This window comes from Streptomyces sp. NBC_01260, from assembly GCF_036226405.1.
Lineage (GTDB): Bacteria > Actinomycetota > Actinomycetes > Streptomycetales > Streptomycetaceae > Streptomyces > Streptomyces laculatispora.
In genome coordinates, this window is sequence record NZ_CP108464.1 from 4,659,034 (window position 1) to 4,675,171 (window position 16,138).

The 16,138-nt window shown below is 70.3% G+C and carries 15 protein-coding genes; 11 read left to right on the plus strand and 4 right to left on the minus strand.

The features are described from left to right. The 5 genes from OG322_RS20845 (at position 1) to OG322_RS20865 (ending at position 3,738) form a co-directional block, all read left to right on the plus strand. Positions 1-816 (plus strand): phosphatase, encoded by an 816-nt coding sequence (locus OG322_RS20845; RefSeq protein ID WP_123460012.1) that lies wholly within the window; start codon positions 1-3, stop codon positions 814-816. Positions 817-944: 128 nt separating this feature from the next. After that, the gene (locus OG322_RS20850) at positions 945-1,157 is read left to right on the plus strand and encodes a helix-turn-helix domain-containing protein (RefSeq protein ID WP_123460011.1); all 213 of its coding nucleotides are present in this window, start codon (positions 945-947) and stop codon (positions 1,155-1,157) included. 110 nt (positions 1,158-1,267) lie between these two features. Beyond that, a complete protein-coding gene (locus OG322_RS20855) occupies positions 1,268-1,366 on the plus strand; it encodes a 30S ribosomal protein bS22 (RefSeq protein ID WP_003948845.1) in 99 nt (32 codons plus the stop codon). Positions 1,367-1,596: 230 nt separating this feature from the next. Next, on the plus strand, positions 1,597-2,694 hold the full coding sequence (locus OG322_RS20860; protein ID WP_329306786.1) for an NAD-dependent epimerase/dehydratase family protein: 1,098 nt from the start codon (positions 1,597-1,599) through the stop codon (positions 2,692-2,694). A 15-nt stretch (positions 2,695-2,709) separates the two neighbouring features. Next, positions 2,710-3,738, plus strand: a complete 1,029-nt coding sequence (locus tag OG322_RS20865; RefSeq protein ID WP_124284289.1) for a lysophospholipid acyltransferase family protein — start codon at positions 2,710-2,712, stop codon at positions 3,736-3,738. 72 nt (positions 3,739-3,810) lie between these two features. Here OG322_RS20865 and OG322_RS20870 read toward each other — a convergent pair whose 3' ends face one another. From OG322_RS20870 to OG322_RS20880, 3 genes are all read right to left on the minus strand, one after another. Continuing rightward, on the minus strand, positions 3,811-5,004 hold the full coding sequence (locus tag OG322_RS20870; protein WP_124284288.1) for a DUF5667 domain-containing protein: 1,194 nt from the start codon (positions 5,002-5,004) through the stop codon (positions 3,811-3,813). A gap of 225 nt (positions 5,005-5,229) precedes the next feature. Further along, positions 5,230-6,006: an ECF subfamily RNA polymerase sigma factor, BldN family gene (locus OG322_RS20875; protein WP_123460007.1), complete on the minus strand. Its 777-nt coding sequence runs from the start codon at positions 6,004-6,006 to the stop codon at positions 5,230-5,232. A 280-nt stretch (positions 6,007-6,286) separates the two neighbouring features. Then, positions 6,287-7,246, minus strand: a complete 960-nt coding sequence (locus OG322_RS20880; protein WP_123460006.1) for an HAD family hydrolase — start codon at positions 7,244-7,246, stop codon at positions 6,287-6,289. 148 nt (positions 7,247-7,394) lie between these two features. Here OG322_RS20880 and OG322_RS20885 point away from each other — a divergent pair, with 148 nt between their 5' ends. The 6 genes from OG322_RS20885 to hemB all read left to right on the plus strand — a co-directional run bounded on the left by OG322_RS20885 (position 7,395) and on the right by hemB (position 13,985). Beyond that, on the plus strand, positions 7,395-7,670 hold the full coding sequence (locus OG322_RS20885) for a glutaredoxin family protein (protein WP_123462067.1): 276 nt from the start codon (positions 7,395-7,397) through the stop codon (positions 7,668-7,670). A gap of 272 nt (positions 7,671-7,942) precedes the next feature. Next, on the plus strand, positions 7,943-8,713 hold the full coding sequence (locus tag OG322_RS20890) for a redox-sensing transcriptional repressor Rex (RefSeq protein ID WP_123460005.1): 771 nt from the start codon (positions 7,943-7,945) through the stop codon (positions 8,711-8,713). Further along, positions 8,710-10,206: a glutamyl-tRNA reductase gene (locus tag OG322_RS20895; RefSeq protein WP_123460004.1), complete on the plus strand. Its 1,497-nt coding sequence runs from the start codon at positions 8,710-8,712 to the stop codon at positions 10,204-10,206. Before OG322_RS20890 ends, OG322_RS20895 begins: the two co-directional genes overlap by 4 nt. Continuing rightward, on the plus strand, positions 10,203-11,189 hold the full coding sequence (gene hemC, locus OG322_RS20900) for a hydroxymethylbilane synthase (protein ID WP_123460003.1): 987 nt from the start codon (positions 10,203-10,205) through the stop codon (positions 11,187-11,189). The genes OG322_RS20895 and hemC overlap by 4 nt, the downstream gene beginning before the upstream one ends. Then, a complete protein-coding gene (locus OG322_RS20905; protein WP_123460002.1) occupies positions 11,186-12,853 on the plus strand; it encodes a uroporphyrinogen-III synthase in 1,668 nt (555 codons plus the stop codon). The genes hemC and OG322_RS20905 overlap by 4 nt, the downstream gene beginning before the upstream one ends. A gap of 127 nt (positions 12,854-12,980) precedes the next feature. Further along, positions 12,981-13,985 carry a porphobilinogen synthase gene (gene hemB, locus OG322_RS20910; protein ID WP_206432328.1) on the plus strand — a complete coding sequence of 335 codons (1,005 nt, stop codon included), beginning with the start codon at positions 12,981-12,983 and terminating at the stop codon, positions 13,983-13,985. Between the two features lie 88 nt (positions 13,986-14,073). On the opposite strand, the gene OG322_RS20915 is transcribed toward hemB, so the two are convergent. Continuing rightward, on the minus strand, positions 14,074-16,038 hold the full coding sequence (locus OG322_RS20915) for a transglycosylase domain-containing protein (RefSeq protein WP_329306787.1): 1,965 nt from the start codon (positions 16,036-16,038) through the stop codon (positions 14,074-14,076). Positions 16,039-16,138: the final 100 nt, after the last annotated feature.

Here is a 16,138-nt window from a genome sequence, read left to right on the forward strand (position 1 = left end):
GTGTTGAGCACCGGAGCGCTGCGCGCGCATCTGCTGGCGGCCCGGCTGGCCGGTCCCGTGGCCACCTCGCGGGAGGTGAGCCTGCGGAGTTATCGGCTTTTCGCGGCCAGGGACCCCCGGGTGACACTCGGCCTCGATCCCGGACGGGGCTGGGGGGAGCGGGAGCTGCTCCGTCTGATGGCCGAGAAGTGCGGGGTCTCGGACGATCCCGCGCATGTCTCGGGTCCTGATGTGATCGATCCGGAGCGGACGCTGGCGGGGCTGGACGCGTTTGCCGCGCGGCTGTCGGACGCGGCTCTCCGGCGGGCGCCGGTGCTGTTCGGGACGGGACATCCGCACCGGCTGCTCGGCTTCTACGCAGCGCTGGCAGACGCTTTGTCGTCGGTGGGGTGCGCTGTACTCACCCCCGCGCAGGGGCGATGTATCGACATAACGACCCGGTTCGGCGTACGCACGTACAACCTTGACTACGTACGGGGAGTCGCGCTGGTGCGCGAACCCGGCGTGCGGGTGCCCGGTGGTGGTACCGGCGCACACTCCCACTCCCCGCTGCCGGTCAGGGTCGCCCTGGAGGCTGCCGTGGAGGCCCGTGGGCCGCTGCCGGAACTCGTCGTCGGGGACCACGGCTGGGTCTGCGGGGCAGGTCAGCTGGGCATCGAGGCGATCGGGCTGGCCGATACGGACGATCCGGCGCTGTTCGTCGGCGAGGCCGAGGGGAGGGTGTCGGTCGTCGTTCCGGTCGACGACGCCGTGCGGTCCGCCTACTACTTGCCGCTCACGCGCTATGTACTCAATCGGGCGTGTCTGTCACAGTAGGCGGCCGATCGTCTCTCCTCTTCCCCACTCGCATCACCCGCCCCTAATCTGGGGAGTGAGCGCACATCGACGAAGAGTCACCGGAGGGGAAGCCGGGGCGCGTCGCGTGCGGAAGGTACAGGTGGATCATGGCTGCTGACAGCGAGAGGCCTCTCAACGAGGTCAAGTTTCTGACCGTGGCGGAAGTCGCCTCGGTCATGCGAGTGTCGAAGATGACCGTGTACCGCCTGGTGCACAGCGGTCATCTGCCGGCGATCCGGGTGGGCAGGTCCTTCCGGGTGCCGGAGCAAGCGGTTCACGAGTATCTCCGGGAGTCCTTCGTGGGGGTGGGGACGGCCTGACATTCCCCTCGGATTACGTCCCTCACCCGGTGGCGGGTAGGCTAGGCCGACGTAGGTCGTGTGGGCCCAGACGCCCCGCACCAGTGAAGAAGAAGTGAGCGAGGGTAGTCGTGGGCTCTGTCATTAAGAAGCGGCGCAAGCGGATGGCCAAGAAGAAGCACCGCAAGCTGCTCAAGCGCACGCGCGTTCAGCGTCGCAACAAGAAGTAGGCGAACGCAGTTCGTGAAATCCGCAGCCCTTCCGCCATTCCGGCGGGAGGGCTGCGGTGCTGTGCGGACCATGCGCACGGCAGGTGCACGCATTCGGGCCATGACGCGGCACAAGCCTGCCGCGCGGTCATCACAGGGCAACGTCCACCCGCTACGGTGACGACCGGGGGAGAACCTCTTCGAGGACTCCGCCGACTCACTTCACGGGAGACCGACGGAAGGCGCTGATCTTGGGGAAGGTCGTGCTCGTCACGGGAGCGGCCCGGCAGTTGGGCGGCCGGTTCGTGCGGCGCATCCAGCGTGACCCGGGCGTGGACCGGGTGATCGCGGTCGACGCGGTCGAGCCCGGCCACCAGCTGGGGGACGCCGTCTTCGTGCGTGCGGACATCCGCCAGCCCGCCATCGCCAGAGTCCTCGCCGAGCACTCGGTCGACACCGTCGTCCATCTGGACGTCAGCGGAAAGGGGCTCGGGGCCCAGAGCCGTACCGCGGTCAAGGAGACCAACGTCATCGGCACCATGCAGTTGCTCGGTGCGTGCCAGAAGGCCCCGGCCGTTCAGCGGCTGGTGATCAAGTCCAGTACCGGTGTGTACGGCTCCGCGCCCCGTGATCCGGCGGTCTTCCACGAGACCACCCCGCCCAAGTCCCTGCCGAGCGGGGGCTTCGCGAAGGACGCGGTGGAGGTCGAGGGGTACGTACGCGGCTTCGCGCGCCGCAGGCCGGACGTGGCCGTGTGCGTGCTCAGGTTCGCGAACATCCTGGGGCCGGACGCGGATTCGCCGCTCGCGGACTATCTGTCGCTGCCGGTGCTGCCGACGGTGTTCGGGTACGACCCCAGGCTCCAGTTCGTGCACGAGGACGACGTCATCGCCGTACTCGGCATCGCCGCGAGCGAGCCGCGGCGCGGGACGCTGAACAGCGGCACCTTCAACATCGCCGGGGACGGGGTGCTGCTGCTCTCGCAGTGCTCGCGGCGGCTGGGGCGGCCGACGATGCCGCTGCTGCTGCCCGCGGTCACCTGGGTCGGTCAGGCGCTCCGTACGGTCGGGATGACGGACTTCTCGCCGGAGCAGATCCGGCTGCTCACCCATGGCAGGGTGGTCTCCACGGTCCAGATGCGCGAGACCCTGGGCTTTCGGCCGCGGTTCACCACGGTGGAGACGTTCGCGGAGTTCGCGCGCAGCCGGGGACCTGGGCTGCTGCCGCCCGAGGCGGTGGGCCGGGCCGTCGGCAGACTGGCAGGGATGCCGTTCGCCGGGGGGACCGGCGGGGCTCCGGGGATGACCGGGGCCGGCGGCGACACACACCCGACTCCGAGCGGCAGGTAGAGGAGCGCACCGACGATGGCGGATGCCAAGGTCATTCCGTTCGATGACGACCGTTCGCGGTCGGGGGGCTCGCCGCGTGCTGTGCGGCGGCGCTCCCCCGGACGCGGCAACGGGTCCGTGAGCGCCCTGCCGGGGCAGTTGGACGGCGGGCTGCCGCCGGAGGAGCCGGAGGAGGCTGCGGTGGCTCCCCAGGACGTGGAACGGGGTGGCTGGGACCGGCGGATCGCGGGCGGGCTCGCGTTTCTGCGGCGGCGGGTCACGGGTGAGTACGACGTCGACGAGTTCGGCTACGACAAGGAACTCACCGACCAGGTGCTGATGTCGGTGCTGCGGCCCGTGTACGAGAAGTACTTCCGGGTCGAGGTGAAGGGCATCGAGAACATTCCGTCGGACGGCGGGGCGCTCATCGTGTCCAACCACTCCGGGACGCTGCCGCTGGACGGGCTGATGCTTCAGGTCGCGGTGCACGACAACCACCCGGCGGGGCGGCATCTGCGGCTGCTCGCCGCGGACCTGGTCTTCATGCTGCCGGTCGTCAACGAGCTGGCCCGCAAGGCCGGGCACACGCTGGCGTGTGCGGAGGACGCGGAGCGGCTGCTGCGGCAGGGCGAGGTCGTCGGGGTGATGCCGGAGGGCTTCAAGGGCATCGGCAAGCCGTTCGGCGAGCGGTACAAGCTCCAGCGCTTCGGGCGGGGCGGCTTCGTGTCGACGGCCCTGCGGGCCGGGGTGCCGATCGTGCCGTGCTCGATCGTGGGGGCGGAGGAGATCTACCCGATGATCGGCAACTCCAAGACGCTGGCGCGGCTGCTGGGTACGCCGTACTTCCCGATCACGCCGACGTTCCCGTGGCTGGGGCCGCTGGGGGCGGTGCCGTTGCCGACGAAGTGGACGATCCAGTTCGGTGAGCCGATTCCCACGGACGGGTATCCGGTGGAGGCGGCGGAGGATCCGATGCTGATGTTCAATCTGACGGATCAGGTGCGGGAGCAGATCCAGCACACGCTGTACAAGCTGCTGGTGCAGCGGCGATCGGTGTTCTTCTGAGGTGCCCGGCCCGTCCGGGCGGGCTGTCCGCGATCGCCGGACGGGCTTGGTGCTGCCCGTCCGGCGATCGGGTCAGGATTCGTTTCTGCTGTCGATCCCGAGGCCTCCGATCAGGCCGGGGATCAGCGGGGGCAGGGTGATGTCCGGCGTGGGCGCCGTGCTCGGGGTGTCCTTCGACGGTTCGGTGGCGTCCGGCGACGGCGGGTCGAAGAGGTCGTCCGCGCCGCCCCCGATCAGACCGTCCGCCGGGGTGCTGCCCGAGTCAGACGGGTGGGGCGAGGAACTGCTGCCCTGGTGGCCGTCGTGCGCGTCGGCGGGTGAGGAGGACGCGGGGGAGGGCTGGTGCGAGGAGGGCGCCGTACCGGTGTCGGTGGAGCCGGACCGCTGCGATCCGCCGTTCTTCTCCGGGGTACGGGGGAACAGCGACTGCAGCGGCGCGACTTCTTCGTCTATGGCGGCGAAGACCGAGCTCACCTGGTCGCCGAGCTCGGTCAGCTGGACGGGCAGCCGGTCGCGGAGGCTGGTCCAGCTCTCGCGGTGCGAGCGGGAGAAGGAGTCCAGGGTCTGGATCGGGCCGATGGCGCCGTCCCGCTGGTAGGCCGCGTGGAGCAGGCGGTGGCCCTCGGTGGCGTCGTGGGTCATGCCGTTGAGCGTGCGTCTGACCTCGCCGAGCTGTTCGTGGTCCAGGTCGCCCGCGCGGCCGCGTTCCATCAGCCTGCGGGCTTCGCTGAGCCGCGTCGACGCCTGGTCCAGGTAGACCTCGCCGCGGTCGGTGTCGCTGCCGGCCAGGTTGAGGTGGATGTCCTCCATGCCGCGCTTCAGCCCGTAGAGCGAATCACCCGGGAGGGCGTCGGAGCTGGCGGCGGCCACTCCGCCGAAGGCACCCGCGGCCACACCGACGGTGAGTCCGCCGGCCGCGAGGCCCTTCGTCCAGCGCGATCTGGGGCGCAGTTTGCGGAGCGGGGATGCCCGGTGGGCCCCCTTGCCCCGTTGTTCGGGCACTGTAGTGGCCGCGGGCGCACCGCCCGCGGCGAACACGGCCTCCATGGCGGCGACGAGCTGGGCTCGCTGCACCACTTTGACCTCGGGATCCAACGCCGGCTTCGGTAGCTCACCGAGGCCGTTCGCCAGGGCCAACAGCGTTCCGCGGTCGGCCGGTTCGGCCGGGTCCTCGGGCTGTACGGCCGCCGCACCGCGGAGCGACTGCTCCTCCACGGCCTGGGCGAAGGCGTTCGCCCGCCGGTGTGCCGAGACGTTCGCGATCACTGGCGGCACCTCCTCTCGTCATGACGGTCGACTCCCCTGAGGGTCCGGAAGGTTGCACACCTTGAGCGCATCCACACGATTGAGTGAGTGTCTGCGGACATGGAGTGACGACAGGGGGCCTGCAACCGGCACAACGAGTGGCGCGGCACTTGGGTTACGCACGAAAGATGATCGGACCAGTGGGTGATGATCGTATTGCCGAGAGTGATTCGGTCCGGGATGGGGTCAGCGGGCATCGTCCGGAAGGAGCCGGGCAAGGGTGCGGACGGCGCGGTACTGCAGGGTCTTGATCGCGCCCTCGTTCTTGCCCATCACTCGGGCGGTCTCGGCGACCGAGAGCCCTTGCAGGAAGCGCAGGGTCACGCACTCCTGCTGCTGCGGGTTGAGTCGGCGCACGGCTTGCAGCAGTGCGGCATTGGAGAGGGACTCCAGGACGGAGTCCTCGGGGCTGCGCTCGACCTCGTTGGCGTCGAGCATTTCGCCGGTGGTCACTTCCAGCCGGAAACGACTGGATTTGAAGTGGTCGGCGACCAGGTTGCGGGCGATTGTGACCAGCCAGGCGCCGAAGTCGCGGCCCTGCCAGGTGAACGTGGAGATACGCCGCAGGGCGCGCAGGAAGGTCTCACTGGTGAGGTCCTCCGCCGTCGCCTTGCCGCCCACGCGGTAGTAGATGTAGCGGTACACGGTGTCGCTGTACTGGTCATAGAGGCGGCCGAAGGCGTCAGCCTCACCGGCCTGTGCGCGCTCGACGAGATCCATCATGCGCGCGCTGTCGCTGTCGGCCGTCGGCCGACGAACGGTGGACGTGGTCGTTGCGCCGCGGTTGCTGCGTCTTCCGACCGCCGCACCGCGTTCGGCCAGGGCGTAGCAAGGGCCGGCAGGTGCAGGGGTGGCAAAGGCGGGTACGGCGTACGCGGTGGGGACGAAGCCGCGCAAGCGGTCGGCGACCGTTGCGCGCAGCGTAGCCAGGCCCGAGGCGTCAACCCCGACGTGTGGGTACACGGGACTCCCAGAGGCAGAGCTTCCATCACGTGCAGTGCGGAACCGTCACTCGTCGTAGTGAGTGGTGGGTTCCGGAATGCGTCTGAGGAGAATAACGCTTCGTACAGGCAGTGCTACACCCAGTTGCTCAAATCACCGGTTACGTCGCTTCTGTAGCGACTATTCGACACATTAAGTAGCGCATCGTGACCGGTTATTGATCGAATTATTTCGGGATCTGTCAGCCGTCGCGACAGGTTGTGGTCGGGCGGGGTGACCCGGCCGGTGGGTGCGGCCGGGGTCAGCGGCGGCGGCGGTGCAGGGCGACGGCGGCGGCGGTGCCGCCCGCGAGGGCGCCCACCCCGGCCGCGGCCGGGATGCCGACCTTGGCCGCCTTGCGGCCCGTCCGGTAGTCGCGCAGCCGCCAGTCACGGGCGCGGGCGTACTTGCGGAGCTTGGTGTCGGGGTTGATCGCGTACGGGTGTCCGACCAGGGACAGCATCGGGATGTCGTTGTGCGAGTCGCTGTACGCGGCGCAGCGCGCCAGGTCCAGGCCCTCCGCCGCGGCCAGGGCGCGTACCGCCTCGGCCTTCGCGGGGCCGTGCAGGGGTTCGCCGACCAGACGCCCGGTGTAGACCCCGTCGACGGATTCGGCGACCGTGCCGAGCGCGCCGGTCAGGCCGAGGCGGCGGGCGATGATCGTGGCGGTCTCCACCGGAGCGGCGGTGACCAGCCAGACCTTCTGTCCGGCGTCGAGGTGGGCCTGGGCGAGGGCGCGGGTGCCGGGCCAGATGCGGTCGGCCATGTACTCGTCGTAGATCTCCTCGCCGATGGACATCAGCTCGGAGACGCGGTGGCCCTTCACGATGGACAGGGCGCTGTCGCGCGCGTCCTGCATGTGTTCGGGGTCCTCGACGCCGGCCAGCCTGAACCAGGCCTGCTGCCAGGCGAACCGGGTCAGTTCGCGGCGCTCGAAGAACTTCCGCTTGTACAGGCCGCGACCGAAGTGGAAGATCGCGGCGCCCTGCATCACGGTGTTGTCGAGGTCGAAGAAGGCGGCGGCCCGGTCGTCGCCGACGACGGGGAACTCCGGTTCCTCGGCCTCCGCGCCGGGCGTGGCGCCGGCATCGGCTTCGGTGTCCGCGGACCGCTCGGCGTCGAGCGACGATTTCCGCGCTGCTTCTGCTGCTGCCTCGCCTGCCAGCACGCTCCGTGCTGTCGCGGAACGCCTACGGGGTGTGAGCCATCCAAGAGCGGCCATGCCGTGAGCATAGCCAGTTGGCCCGGCCCTTCCCGACCTGCCGGGATGCGGTGGCGTGAACTCTCGGGGACCGAATTGTTAATCGGGTGATTCCGGGCGTAGGGGATGAGGGGCCGGGCAGCTCCGTCCGCGGCGCAGAATGGAGGGCATGAGTGCCCTGTTGCGTCGTACGAAGAAGAAGCCCGCGGACCGGGTGGTGACCCTGGTCGGGAAGCCCGGGTGTCACCTCTGTGACGATGCCAGGCTGGTGGTGCGGGAAGTCTGCGAGGAGACCGGCGCGTCGTGGGAGGAGAAGGACATCACCCGGGACGAGCAGCTGTACCGGGAGTACTGGGAGCAGATCCCCGTGGTCCTCATTGATAACGAACAGCACACGTTCTGGCGGGTGGACCCGGTAAGACTGCGCAGTGCGCTGCTTTCCTGAGTGAAACCCGGTTACCATCATGGGCGTTTTGAGTGGTCCCGGGGGTGTAGTCGTGAGGAGCGTGTACCACCTTGCCCCCTTCGGGCCTGCAACGGGCTGATGCGATCGGCGGTTCCTGGATCGCGCGACGAATGTGCGTGACCCCGGTCACTTTGACCGGACAAATCGGACACTATCTTTGTGCACGCGTTCACAAAGACATAGCCTGCATTCGACGGGGCGGCCATGGGACATGCGGCCGCCTGCAGCCCCGCTCATCCCGCAGGAGCACCGTGGCAACTGGCCGAAACCACCGACCGGCGACCCGTAGCCGAGGAATTCCCGAGGCCACCGTCGCCCGACTTCCGTTGTATCTCCGTGCGCTGACCGCGCTCTCCGAGCGCTCGGTCCCCACGGTCTCCTCCGAGGAGCTCGCCGCGGCGGCGGGAGTCAACTCCGCCAAGCTGCGGAAGGACTTCAGCTACCTCGGTTCGTACGGGACGCGTGGCGTCGGCTACGACGTCGAGTATCTCGTCTACCAGATCTCCCGTGAGCTCGGCCTCACCCAGGACTGGCCGGTCGCGATCGTCGGCATCGGTAACCTCGGAGCCGCGCTCGCCAACTACGGCGGTTTCGCCTCCCGCGGGTTCCGGGTCGCCGCGCTGATCGACGCCGACCCCGCGATGGCCGGAACGCCCGTCGCGGGTATCCCCGTCCAGCACGCCGACGACCTGGACCGGATCATCAGTGAGAACGGCGTGTCGATCGGTGTGATCACCACCCCGCCCGGCGCGGCGCAGCAGGTCTGCGACCGGCTCGTGGCCGCGGGTGTCACCTCCATCCTCAACTTCGCCCCGACCGTGCTCTCGGTGCCCGACGGCGTCGACGTGCGCAAGGTCGACCTCTCCATCGAGCTCCAGATCCTCGCCTTCCACGAGCAGCGCAAGGCCGGCGAGGACGCCGCCGCGGACAGTGCCCCCGACCCGGCCGCACCGCCCGTGCGCGCCACGACCACCAGCCGGAAGGGACCCGACGGGGACATGCCCGCCGTGATGCCGGCATGAGTCTCCTTGTCGTAGGGCTGAGCCACCGCAGCGCCCCCGTCTCCGTGCTGGAGCGGGCCTCGCTGGCCGCCGGTACCCAGGCCGCGCTGTTGCGCGACACCCTCGCCGCGGAGCCCGCGGTCGAGGCCGCCGTCCTCGCCACCTGCAACCGCATCGAGCTGTACGCCGACGTGGACAAGTTCCACGCGGGCGTCGCCGAGCTGTCCACCCTGCTCGCCCGGCACAGCGGCGTCGGTCTGGACGAGCTCACTCCGTATCTCTATGTGCACTACGAGGACCGGGCCGTCCACCACCTCTTCTCGGTGGCCTGCGGACTGGACTCGATGGTCGTGGGCGAGGGCCAGATCCTCGGTCAGATCAAGGACGCGCTGGCGCTGGGGCAGGAGCTCCACACCGCCGGCCGGCTGCTGAACGACCTCTTCCAGCAGGCCCTGCGGGTCGGCAAGCGCGCCCACAGCGAGACCGGGATCGACCGGGCCGGGCAGTCGCTCGTCACGTTCGGTCTGGAGCAGCTCGCCGAGGGCCGCGACCCCGGTGTCTGGGCGAAGGGCAAGCGCGCCCTGGTGATCGGCGCGGGCTCGATGTCCTCGCTGGCCGCCGCGACGCTGGCCCGTACCGGTGTCGCCGAGATCGTCGTCGCCAACCGCACCCGTGCTCGCGCCGACCGGCTGGTCGAGATCCTCAACCAGGCCGCCGGTGCCTCGGTGGCGGCCCACGCGGTGGAGATGGCCACGGTCTCCGACGAACTGACACGTGCCGATGTCGTCGTCTCCTGCACCGGTGCGACCGGTCTGGTGCTGAGCGCCGAGGCCGTCGCCGGTGCGCTCGGGCTGGACTTCGACGCGCGCGAGGCACCCGCCGCGCCTGTCGCCGCGCCGCCCGCCGAGCCGGACCAGCACGCCGCGTGGGTGGAGAACGGTTCCGCCACCGCGACCGCGCAGGCGCAGGCCGTCCGCCGGGTCACCGTGCCCGCCCAGTCCACCGGGCCGGTCCGCCTCGCCCTGCTGGACCTCGCGATGCCCCGTGACATCGACGGCGACGCCGCCCGCCTCGACGGTGTGCGCCTCGTCGACATCGAGTCGCTCGCCGAGGCGTCCGCCGACGCCCCGATGGCCGCCGATGTGGACCAGGTGCGCACCATCGTCGCCGACGAGGTCGCCGCCTTCGGTGCCGCCCAGCGCGCCGCCCACATCACTCCCACCGTCGTCGCCCTGCGCACGATGGCCGCCGGAGTGGTTGCGGGCGAGATCGCACGGCTGGACGGACGCCTCCCCGACCTGGACGAAAAGCAGCGCGCCGAGATCTCGCAGACCGTGCGCCGCGTCGTCGACAAGCTCCTGCACGCGCCCACCGTGCGGGTCAAGCAGCTCGCCAGCGAGCCCGGCGGCGCCGGGTACGCCGATGCGCTGCGGGAACTCTTCGACCTCGACCCGCAGACGGTCGCCGCCGTCTCCCGGGCAGACCTGAACGACCCGAATCGAGGGCGGTCATGACCGACAACTCACCCCTGGGCGCGGGGGCCACCAAGCCGCTGCGGCTGGGGACCCGGCGCAGCAAGCTCGCCATGGCGCAGTCCGGCCTGGTGGCCGAGGCCGTCAGCGAGGTGACCGGGCGGGCCGTCGAGCTCGTCGAGATCACCACGTACGGGGACATCTCCAAGGAGCAGCTCTCGCAGATCGGCGGGACCGGCGTGTTCGTCGCCGCGCTGCGCGAAGCCCTGCTCCGCGGCGAGGTGGACTTCGCCGTCCACTCGCTGAAGGACCTGCCCACCGCTCAGCCCGAGGGTCTGGTGCTGGCCGCGGTGCCGGTGCGCGAGGACCCGCGTGACGTGCTGGTGGCGCGGGACGGGCTGACCCTCGGGCAGCTGCCGCCCGGTTCCCGGATCGGCACCGGCTCGCCGCGCCGGATGGCGCAGCTCAACGCGTACGCCCGCGCTCACGGCCTCGGCATCGAGACCGTGCCGATCCGCGGCAACGTCGATACGCGTATTGGTTTTGTACGAAGCGGTGAACTGGACGCGGTGGTACTCGCCGCGGCCGGACTCAGCCGTCTCGGCCGGACCGGTGAGGTGACCGATTTCCTGTCGGTCGACACCGTTCTGCCCGCTCCCGGCCAGGGAGCACTGGCGATCGAATGCGCTGCCAGCAGCGCTGACCTCGCCGCCGCGCTCGCCGAGCTCGACGACCCGTACACCCGGGCCGCCGTGACCGCCGAGCGTGCCCTGCTCGCCGCCCTGGAGGCCGGCTGCTCCGCACCTGTGGGTGCGCTGGCCGACCTCCTGGCCGACGGTCAGGCTGTCAACGAACTGCGCCTGCGCGGGGTCGTCGGGTCCACCGACGGTTCCTCGCTGGTGCAGCTGTCCACCACCGGTCCCGTCCCCACGTCGCACGACGACGCGGCGGCCCTCGGTCGCGAACTCGCGGCCGAGATGCTCGCCAAGGGTGCGGCCGGTCTTATGGGGGAGCGAGCACTTTGAGCCCCACCGGCCCCGCCGCATCCGATTTCCCTGTCCTGTCCGCAGGGCACGTCACCTTCCTCGGCGCCGGTCCCGGCGACCCGGGACTGCTGACTCTGCGCGCCGTCGAGGCGCTTGCGAGCGCGGACGTTCTTGTCGCCGAGCCGGACGTTCTCGGCGTCGTTCGCTGCCATGCGCGGGCAGGCGTAAGCACGCCTGAGCTGACGGTTGTTGACGCGCAGTCAACAGCCGTCGGTGTTCCCGTTCTCAGGGACGCGGCCAATCTTGTCATGGAGGCCGCGAAGGGCGGCAGGCGGGTCGTCCGTGCCGTCGCCGGTGACCCGGGCCTGGACGGTCACGCGGGCGGCGAGATGCTGGCCTGCGCGGCCGCCGGTATTCCCTTCGAGGTCGTGCCGGGTGTCGCCAACGTCGTGGGGGTGCCCGCGTACGCCGGGGTGCCGCTGCGTGACGCGCAGGGCGCGGACGTCCGGTTCGTCGACGCCCGTACCGCCTCGGACCGCTGCTGGAGCGAGGTCGGCGCGAGCGATGCCACGTGTGTCATCTCGACGACGCTCGACGCGGTGGCCGCGGCCGCCGGTGAGCTGGTCTCGGCGGGCCGCAAGCCCGACACCCCGCTGACGGTGACGGTCGGCGGCACGACGACCCGGCAGCGCACCTGGACGGCGACGCTGGGCACCATCGCCCAGCTCTTCAAGCAGGCGAAGGTCCTTCCGTCGCCGGAGGGGCACCGGCCCGTCATAGCCGTGGTCGGGGAGCGCAGCTCCGCCGCCCAGCGCGACCAGCTCGCGTGGTTCGAGTCCAAGCCGATGTTCGGCTGGAAGGTGCTCGTGCCGCGTACGAAGGAGCAGGCGGCGTCGCTCTCCGACCAGTTGCGTTCGTACGGCGCGGTGCCGCACGAGGTCCCGACGATCGCCGTCGAGCCGCCGCGTACGCCCCAGCAGATGGAGCGCGCGGTCAAGGGCCTGGTCACCGGCCGCTACGAGTGGATTGCGTTCACCAGCGTCAACGCGGTGAAGGCCGTCCGGGAGAAGTTCGAGGAGTACGGGCTCGACGCCCGTGCCTTCGCCGGGATCAAGGTCGCGGCCGTCGGCGAGCAGACCGCCGCCGCGCTCGTCGATTTCGGTGTGAAGCCGGACCTGGTGCCGTCCGGTGAGCAGTCCGCCGCCGGTCTGCTGGAGGACTGGCCGCCGTACGACCCGGTCTTCGACCCGATCGACCGCGTCTTCCTGCCGCGTGCCGACATCGCCACCGAGACGCTGGTGGCCGGTCTCATCGAGCTGGGCTGGGAGGTCGACGACGTCACCGCGTACCGCACGGTCCGCGCCTCGCCGCCGCCCGCCGACACGCGTGAGGCCATCAAGGGCGGCGGGTTCGACGCGGTGCTCTTCACCTCGTCCTCGACGGTGCGCAACCTGGTCGGCATCGCCGGCAAGCCGCACAACGTGACCGTCATCGCGTGTATCGGCCCGGCCACGGCGAAGACCGCCGAGGAGCACGGTCTGCGCGTCGACGTCCTGTCCCCGGAGCCGTCCGTGCACAAGCTCGCCGAGGCGCTCGCCGCCTTCGGTGCGCAGCGCCGGGACGCGGCGAAGGAGGCCGGTGACCCGGTGACGCGGCCGAGCGAGCGGCGTCCCGGTGCGCGGCGGCGTCGTACGACGACCTGATCCGCGGGACGAGTGCGGGGCCCGGCTGCTTCTTCGCGGAGCGGCCGGGCCCCTCTCCGTTCCCCGGCCCCTTTTCCCGGCACGGGTGTCGGTAAGACGGTGATGTGTGCGGGTCTAGTCTCGAAGGATGACTGTGTACGGAAACTTCCCCGGCTCTCGCCCCCGACGGCTGCGGACGACCCCCGCGATGCGGCGGATGGTCGCCGAGACACGGCTCGACCCGGCGAATCTGATCCTGCCCGCGTTCGTGCGCGAGGGCATCGACGCCCCGGTCGCCATCTCGGCCATGCCCGGGGTGCGGCAGCACACCCTGGACACCCTGCGCAAGGCCGCGGTCGACGCGGTCTCGGCCGGGGTCAGCGGGATCATGCTGTTCGGTGTGCCGCTGGACGAGAAGAAGGACGCCCGGGGCACGGCGGGCACCGACCCCGAGGGCATCCTCCAGGCCGGTCTGCGCGCGGTCCGCGAGGAGGTCGGTGACGATCTCGTCGTCATGTCCGACCTCTGTCTGGACGAGTACACCGACCACGGCCACTGCGGTGTGCTGACCGAGGACGGCCGGGTCGACAACGACGCGACGCTGGAGCGGTACGCCGAGATGGCCCAGGTCCAGGCCGACGCGGGCGCCCATGTGGTCGGCCCCAGCGGCATGATGGACGGCCAGGTCGGGGTGATCCGCGACGCGCTGGACCAGACCGGACACGAGGACGTCTCGATCCTCGCGTACACGGTGAAGTACTCCTCCGCCTTCTACGGCCCGTTCCGCGAGGCCGTCGGCTCCTCGCTCGAGGGTGACCGCAGGACGTATCAGCAGGACCCGGCCAACGCCCGTGAGTCGCTGCGCGAGTTGGCGCTCGACCTCGCCGAGGGCGCGGACATGGTCATGGTCAAGCCGGCCGGACCGTACCTGGACATCCTGGCGAAGGTCGCCGAGTCGGTGGACGTGCCGGTCGCCGCGTACCAGATCAGTGGTGAGTACGCGATGATCGAGGCCGCCGCCGAGCGCGGCTGGATCGACCGGGACGCGGCGATCATGGAGAGCCTGACCGGTATCCGGCGGGCGGGCGCGCAGATGATCCTGACGTACTGGGCGACGGAGGTCGCGCAGCGGCTGGGGCGCGCCGGCTCCTGAAGCGGGTACGCAAAAGTCCCGCCCGGCCGGTGAGGAACTCCGGTACCAGGGCGGGACTTTCGCGTACGGCGCTACCGGGCCGGTGGGCCTACTTCGCGGTGGCGTAGGCGGTCCAGATCCGGAGCGGGAAGACATTGCCGCGCTCCGAGTCGTCCCCGCCCACGCCCTGCATGCCCAGCAGTTGAGGGGTTCCCGGCTTGTTGCGGAACATCGTCACGGCCGTGGTCAGCCCCTTGGCGTGGCCGATGAACCAGGCCGACTTCATCCGGTCGTCCCCGTCGGTCGCGCCCGCCGAGAGGTCGTCGAGGGTCCCGGAACCGGCGAACGCGTCGAACTTCTTGTCCTGCGCCAGCGACGTCCAGGCCGAGATGCCCAGGGTGTCCTTCACATCGTTGGCCACCGAGGCGTCCATCGCGCGCTGCGGCGCCGGTTTCCCGAAGCCCTCGATGGCCTCGCCGTCCCGGGTCATCCCGGTCACCGAGTAGGGCTCGGCCCGCATACCGCCGTTGCTGAAGGCGCCGTACGCGTCCGCCATCCTGACCGCGCTCGGTGTGGACGTGCCGAGGGGGAAGGACTTGTCCAGCCGGGCCAGGCTCTCCTCGTGCAGCCCGGCCGCGACCGCCATCTCCTTCACCTTCTTCAGCCCGATGTCCTTGCCGAGCCGTTCGAAGGTGAGGTTGGCCGATCTGATCAGCGCGTCGCGCAGGGTCGTCGGCACCAGGACCGGCACCGGGAGGACACCGCCACCCGAGGGGGTCGTGGGCGTCGCCGGGCGCGGGCCGCCCGTGATCAGACGCCCCGTACTGCTGTAGCCGCTGTCCAGGGTGATTCCGCCGCCCTTCTGAAGGGCCGCGGCCAGCACGAAGGGCTTGAAGGCCGAGCCGACGGGGACGCCCGCGGTGTCGGCGTTGTTGGCGAAACGGGTGGTCGCGTCGGCTCCGCCGTACACCGCGACCACGGCCCCGTCCTCGGGACGGACGGATGCGGCGCCGACCTCGACGTACTTGTCCGCGGGGCGCTTCTTGGGGGCGAGGTCGTGCCTGCGCACGCTGCGCACGGCCCGCTCCAGCTGCTGCACCCTGTCCTTCTCGAAGGTGGTGTGCACCCGGTAGCCGCCCCGGGCGAGGTCCTTGGCGGTGAGGCCCGAACGCTTCTTGATGTACTTGTTGGCGATGTCGACGAGGTAGCCGGTCTGGCCGCCGAGGCTGGTCGGCTTGACCGCGTCCCGCGGCTCCGGGAACTTCTTGTACGTGGCCCGCTCGGCCTTCGTCATCATGCCGTTCTCGACCTGCCGGTCCAGGATCCACTCCCAGCGGTCGACGGCGCGCTGGTGGTTGCCCTTGCCGCCCGAGGGGTCGTACTCCTCCGCCCCCTTGAGCAGGGACGCGAGCATCGCGGTCTGGCTGGGATCGAGGTTCTTCGCGGGGATTCCGTAGTACGTGACCGCCGCTGCCTGGATGCCGTAGGCGCCGCGGCCGAACCAGCTGGTGTTCAGATATCCCTGGAGGATCTCCGCCTTGCTCTGCTTGTTGCTCAGCTTGAGCGAGATGAAGAACTCCTTGAACTTCCTTTTCGCCGACTGCTCCTGGCTGAGGTAGGTGTTCTTCACGTACTGCTGGGTGATGGTGGAGCCGCCCTGGGTCTCACCGCCTTCGACCATGCTGACGGCCGCGCGGGCGATCCCCTTCACCGATACCCCCGCGTCGGAGTAGAAGGTCTCGTTCTCGGCGGCTATGACCGCGTGCTCCATCGAGTCGGGTATGTCGGCGAGCGTGACGTTCTGCCGGTTGACCGCGCCCACGCTCACCAACTGGCTGCCGTCCGCCCAGTAGTAGACGGTGCCCTGCCTGCTGGCCTCGGCGTTCTCGTCCGGGATGTCGACGGACGCGTACACGGCGGCGAACAGCCCGGCCAGCGCCGTGAGTCCGAGCAGGGCCGCGCTCAGCACCTGCCGCCAGGAAGGGGCCCAGCGGAGCCAGTTGGTTCTCCCCCGGCGGGGGTAGTCGACTCGGCGCACGCGAGGGCGTTTCGGGCGGATGGGGCGTCGGGCCATGCTTCAGCTCCTCGTTCACCGTCCACGGCGGGGGCGCGGACTTGTGAGAGGAGATGTTCCGGATCGTGATCAGGTTGTCTCGGGGCCCCGCCCAGCACGG